General features: G+C 44.3%; 4 protein-coding genes and 1 pseudogene. 3 read left to right on the forward strand and 2 right to left on the reverse strand.

Annotated features, from left to right (window positions below; genetic code table 11):
- Positions 1-66: 66 nt before the first annotated feature.
- Positions 67-1,878: a PLP-dependent transferase gene (locus AB4512_RS20650; RefSeq protein WP_372175521.1), complete on the reverse strand. Its 1,812-nt coding sequence runs from the start codon at positions 1,876-1,878 to the stop codon at positions 67-69.
- Positions 1,879-2,020: 142 nt separating this feature from the next.
- Here AB4512_RS20650 and AB4512_RS20655 point away from each other — a divergent pair, with 142 nt between their 5' ends.
- Positions 2,021-2,476, forward strand: coding sequence for an Lrp/AsnC family transcriptional regulator (locus tag AB4512_RS20655; protein WP_017059083.1), 456 nt, complete (start codon positions 2,021-2,023; stop codon positions 2,474-2,476).
- Positions 2,477-2,487: 11 nt separating this feature from the next.
- Here the strand turns inward: AB4512_RS20655 and AB4512_RS20660 are convergent.
- Positions 2,488-3,115 (reverse strand): annotated as a pseudogene (locus AB4512_RS20660) (type II secretion system protein).
- 408 nt (positions 3,116-3,523) lie between these two features.
- Here AB4512_RS20660 and AB4512_RS20665 point away from each other — a divergent pair.
- Positions 3,524-4,432, forward strand: coding sequence for a dienelactone hydrolase family protein (locus AB4512_RS20665; RefSeq protein WP_017059076.1), 909 nt, complete (start codon positions 3,524-3,526; stop codon positions 4,430-4,432).
- Positions 4,433-4,763: 331 nt separating this feature from the next.
- Positions 4,764-5,567, forward strand: a complete 804-nt coding sequence (locus AB4512_RS20670; protein ID WP_372175522.1) for a MetQ/NlpA family ABC transporter substrate-binding protein — start codon at positions 4,764-4,766, stop codon at positions 5,565-5,567.
- Positions 5,568-5,635: the final 68 nt, after the last annotated feature.

The following is a 5,635-nucleotide window of genomic DNA, read 5'->3' on the forward strand; positions in this document are numbered from 1 at the left end:
GGAAAGCCGCGATGAACCTTTTTTATTGACGGCCTTTAACTGACTAATCTTGTTAACTGACCTAAGTTACTGACTCAGCTCACTGAACTTCGGCAAGCTTTTCACAAACCTCTGGTGTACATCCATATAAGTTTGCATATAGATTTCATCGATATTGTCACCACTCGGGAAGCTGGATGAGAAATCTACGTGGTTGCGGTCAATCGACAATTTAGCCGCCTCGACAATATGAGCAATGAACATTCGAGGATCTTCCAAGCCGATAGAGATACGCATTGTCGTCGGTTTGATACCGGCTTCATTGAGCGCTTCATCACTGAGTTCTGAGTGCGTAGTCAGTGCTGGACACAGCGCCACTGTATTGGTTTGCCCTAAACTTACTTGCATGCCGATAGCGGGCTCAAGCATGTCGAAGAACTGTTTGAAGCCATCTCGATTGATTGGCGCACGGTCGCCATTGCCTTCCATATCGATAGTGAAAAGCGCCGCTGGTAGCCCCAAGTACATGTTGTTCTGGCAGTGTTCATAGTTATCACTATCTGGCAAAGCAGGACACGACACATTGATGTCTGGGTGAGCATCAAAGATCTTCGCGAGAGTCAGTGTATTAATCGTTTTTTGCACCACTCGCATCTCATACGTTTTCATACCATTGAGCACTTCAAACGCTTTATCTGCATCTAGGAATGCACCCTTAATGTAGTACACATTCCAAAACAGCGTTTCGTTCCATCGGATTTTGGCCTCATCACCGTTGGGCTTGGTGAAAGTGACCTCCTCTCCTTTTGGCACAAACATAGTCTCATTGCGACCAATCACAACCCCAGCAGTTGTGGTGCCAGAACCCGCCAGTTCTTTGGTGTAGGAGTGAATCACATAATCTGGTCTTTCCATCACATCGTCACGTTTTAGTACTGGGTGCAACATTGGTGTACCCACTGTTGAGTCAACAATCACATCCCAACCACGAGAGTGACCAGCTTTACTGATGCTAGCAACATCCAACACGTATCCATGCGGGTTACACGGTGACTCTAGGTAAACGTAGATTTTCTTACCTGCAGCGATGCGATCTGCGTATTTATCAGCAACCTCATCAAGGCGCGTCGCAAACTCATCACCGGAGTAACCATCCACCCACTCTACCGCGACATTCAGATTAGAAGGTTTTCCAAACCAATCTTCCAACAGCTGGTAAGAACCACCGTAGATATTGCGTGAAGCCAAAACAATGTCTTCATGCCCGAGCAAGTGGCTCAACAACCCATCAATAGCCGCCATACCCGAGTTAAAGTTCCATGCGAGGTATTCGTTGGCTCTAGAGCCTGCCTCGATATCAACCATATGGTTAGCCAGTGAAATCGATGTAGGGTTAAGCAGTCGAGAATATATATCGTGCAACGGCTCTTTACCGTTAAACGCATCTTCAATCCATTCTGTACACGCAAACAAATAGGTCGCGGTACGTGTAATCACAGGGCTTGCAGAAAATATAGCAGCGACATTATCGAAAATTGGATACGCACCTTTAGACGCAAAATTACCATTATTGGTGGCAATAGACTGGTAAGTGGCGCGCATTGGGTTTTGCAGATTATCGAGGATCTTAGCGATCTGGAATGACAAAAAACGTTTGGCGTTAAACCAAGCGATTCGGTCACTTTTATCGAGCTCTGAAAGTCCATCAACCGTCAATGCCCAAAGATCGTGTGTCTTGGTATTGGCTTGGTACAGTGTCGTCGCCAGTTCAATCAGCGTGATGCCGTAATCGCTATTTGGGTCGATACCAAAATGCTTTGCTTGCTCAACGGCAAGAGCTTCTGCTTGTTCGTGTTTGGTGGTTTTACGCAGCGGGCTAAGTTGAGTTGAAGTATTCATAATTCCTAAGTCATTCCATGCTTGTTGTTCCTTCTTTAATTTTAGTTTTGGGCAGATGTTAAAAATTGCTATTTGCGAAGTAAGACATACACTTTGAGCAATAATATTGCCAAACTAAATTCAATATTGATGGATTATGCCAATGGACGAGATCGACAAGAAAATACTGGCTGAACTGCAAAACAACGCTCGGCTGTCTAATCAAGAGTTGGCCGATCGAGTAGCACTGTCGCCCTCTCCTTGCTTACGCCGAGTTCGAGCATTAGAGAAACAGGGGATTATTCGCGGCTATCACGCCAGTGTCGACCAAGAAGCGTGTGGCCTGCCAGTCAATGTGTTTGTGTTGGTGAAACTTGAAAAGCCGACAGAAGAGAACATGCGAGACTTTGAGCAGCACATTGAAGTGATTGACGAGGTGTTAGAGTGTTTTCTGATGACGGGCAATCACGACTACCTATTGCATGTAGTCAGTGAATCGCTAAAAAGCTACGAGCAGTTCATCCGTAAACAACTAACTCGCCTGCCTAATATTGCTTCTATTGAATCGAGCTTCGCCTTCGGTCAGGTAAAAACTAAGACCAAGTTGCCAGTGAGGTAATTAGAAACGACTTAATTTGTCTGTGCTGAAGGCATTGGATAATCATCTCCAATCATACAGATAAGAGCGCCACCAAAAGCTTTTTCGTAACGTATTTTTCCTGTCGCATCTGAGCTTTCTATACTCGAACTGCCGTCCACAATCTTATTAATTTCTTGTGCGACTTTTGTTGGTACCAACCAGATACAAGCTGCAACAGAGCAAGTGGATGATGACGATTCGCAACCTGTCTCGGAGCTTCCTCGTGCCCATTGGCTGCCCTTTTCCTTAAGCAGTAATTGCGTTGCTATGTAATCTGGGTGGTCGATGTACTGATCACCACCTATCCATGTATCGCCATAAGGTAGATATGGTCCTCGCCATGTTGATAAGCCCGGATTTGCAATTAAGTGATTGATGTTTAAGTAGCCGAAGTTCGTATCGGTATCGGAAGCAATAGGAGGCAGAGAGCCATTATCACGAGAATATTGCTCAGCGGCATCCAAAACAGTATTCAGTTGGCCGATTAGAAATTTTGCCTCGTCGACACGGGACATACGGTTCCCGAACTGGTTGTAGATAAAAAAAAGCGGCAATGAGCATCAGTAAGCCAAACGTTACAAGTTTCCATTTTTTTATCTGACGCAGAAGTTTCAACATCTATTTTATCTCTCATCAAGAAGGTTCTGATAACGCTAAGGTCGTCCCTATGAGAAAGATTATACCAGAGTAAAATCAAGCGTTTTGCATTGAAACTTACTTGTCCATGTCTGCGGAAAATAAGCCTAGCTCTAATGTGCCCAACTTCGATTTAGAGCCTCCCTAAAAACAAACAATCATCACACCCGACTTCACTGACTTAACCCTCAAATCAACCTTGTATTGAATTGCTCCGTAAAACAAACCAAAGCGATGGAAATCGATTCGAAGTGATCGTTTTATCGGACTGTCATCTAATTTTTGTACTTTGATATAACAAATAGCTCAAAAGTTATTGAGCGATCGTTCAATTATATCAAATTTTCCACTATAGTTGATTGGTCAAACAACTCACAACAAGGAAAAGTTATGAATCCAAATACCGAATCTCAATCAACGCCGACTCGATCTATCCCTCAAGAAGCATTTGATTGGTACGACGAATATGCACACGGCCTGATTGATCGCAGAGAGTTTATGGCTCGTCTATCTGGGCTAGCTGTACTTGGCTTAACCATGACGACGCTAACTTCCGCACTGATTCCTAATTATGCGCAGGCAGAGCAAGTCTCTTTCAATGACCCTTCCATCAAAGCAACCTACGAGAAGTTTCCTTCACCTAAAGGACACGGCGAAGGCTATGGTTACTTGGTTGTACCCAAAGAGTTAGAGGGCAATGCGCCTGTTGTATTGGTCATTCATGAAAATAGAGGCCTCAATCCATACATAAAGGATGTGGCAAGACGACTCGCAGCGGCGGGGTTTATTGCGTTTGCACCTGATGCACTCTATTCGCTTGGCGGATATCCAGGTAATGATGATGAAGGTCGAACGATGCAGAAGTCGCTATCAAAAGAGAAAATCGAAGAAGACTTTATCGCAGCGGCAAACTTCTTGAAGTCCCATGAAAAAAGTAACGGTAAGCTAGGCGCAGTCGGTTTCTGCTTCGGTGGCTATATCGTGAATATGTTGGCCGCTGTCATGCCAGAGCAACTCGATGCAGGCGTTCCATTTTATGGTACTCCTGCCGCACCAGATTTAAGAAAAAATGTAAAAGGCCCCTTGCTCATCCAATTTGCGGGAATCGATAAACGCGTGAATGCGACTTGGCCAGATTATGAAGCCGAACTCAAAGAGAACGAAGCAGACTACACAGCTTACATCTATGACGGCGTGAACCATGGCTTCCATAACGATTCAACTGGCCGCTATGCTGAAGAAGAAGCAGAGTTAGCTTGGAAACGTACACTTGAGTTCTTTAACCAAAAGCTTTCTTAATAGTTAGCTTTACTGAACCCGTTTTCTTTAGATTCCGAGTGACTGCCCTATTCCCTACAAAACCCAAAAGGCCTCGCACTCGCGAGGCCTTTGTTGGTCGGTAATCAGTTCCTCCCTTTTCCCATTACCAACAATAGGTTTGAGATGTAAACCAAGGGGGTTAGAAGGGGATTGTCGGTCGAGTCTCACGTACAGAAGCCTCGTTGATTCACTGACTTAACCGCTCATCAATGTAACTTCGCTTCAAACAAACCTATTGACCCGATCGCGCAAATAGATAATATAGATAGCTAGACGTCTACATGTCTTTTATTTATTAAATGGAGTTATCATGAACAGCTACAAAAAAATCACAGCATCCCTGTTGGCATTAGCTTTCGTATTCGGTGTAACAGGATGTGGAAAAAAAGACGAGGCTGTCATCAAGATTGGGGCGACAGTTGGCCCACATGCACAAGTTGTACAAGCTGTTGCCAAAGAAGCAGCAAAGCAAGGGATAAATATTGAACTCGTCGAGTTCTCAGACTATATCACCCCTAACGCAGCATTAGATGATGGAAGTATCCAACTGAACAGTTACCAGCATCAGCCATTCCTCGATAACTTTAATGCCAATCACGATAGCCAGTTAGTTTCTATCGGACGTTCAATTTTGATGCGTATGGGCGTTTACTCGAACAAGTACACTTCGCTTGATTCTATTCCCGAAAACGCTCGAATCGCGATTCCAAACGATCCAACGAATGGCGGGCGTGGACTATTACTGCTTGAAGATGCAGGGCTGATCTCATTAAAAGACAACGCTGGTTTCAACGCGTCTTTAAACGATATTGTTAGCAACCCGAAGAACATTCGATTTGTTGAAGTGGATGCCGCGCAGCTACCCCGCTCTCTTGACGATGTAGATGCTGCTGCAATCACCATGAACTATGTAATGTCGGCTGGACTCGCCCCTAAGAAACAAGGCATTTACTTAGAGAAAAAAGACGCACCTTTAGCAGTGATGGTTGTTGCGGCGCGAGAAGAAGACAAAAATAATGAAACGTATAAAAAGATCATCTCAATTTACCACTCACAAGAGATCAATGACTTTTTAGACAGCACTTTCAAAGGCACCATAGAAGCCGCAAATTAAGCTAAATAATCCAAATAAATCATTTCAGATTTGGCGTTGCATGATACCGATGAAGCAACGCCAGATTT

This window comes from Vibrio sp. 10N.222.52.B7 (assembly GCF_041474275.1).
GTDB lineage: Bacteria > Pseudomonadota > Gammaproteobacteria > Enterobacterales > Vibrionaceae > Vibrio > Vibrio crassostreae_C.

Coding starts and splice junctions, on each gene's coding strand:
- AB4512_RS20650 (WP_372175521.1), bottom strand. CDS start 1,878: ATGAATACTTCAACTCAACTTAGCCCGCTGCGTAAAACCACCAAACAC.
- AB4512_RS20655 (WP_017059083.1), top strand. CDS start 2,021: ATGGACGAGATCGACAAGAAAATACTGGCTGAACTGCAAAACAACGCT.
- AB4512_RS20665 (WP_017059076.1), top strand. CDS start 3,524: ATGAATCCAAATACCGAATCTCAATCAACGCCGACTCGATCTATCCCT.
- AB4512_RS20670 (WP_372175522.1), top strand. CDS start 4,764: ATGAACAGCTACAAAAAAATCACAGCATCCCTGTTGGCATTAGCTTTC.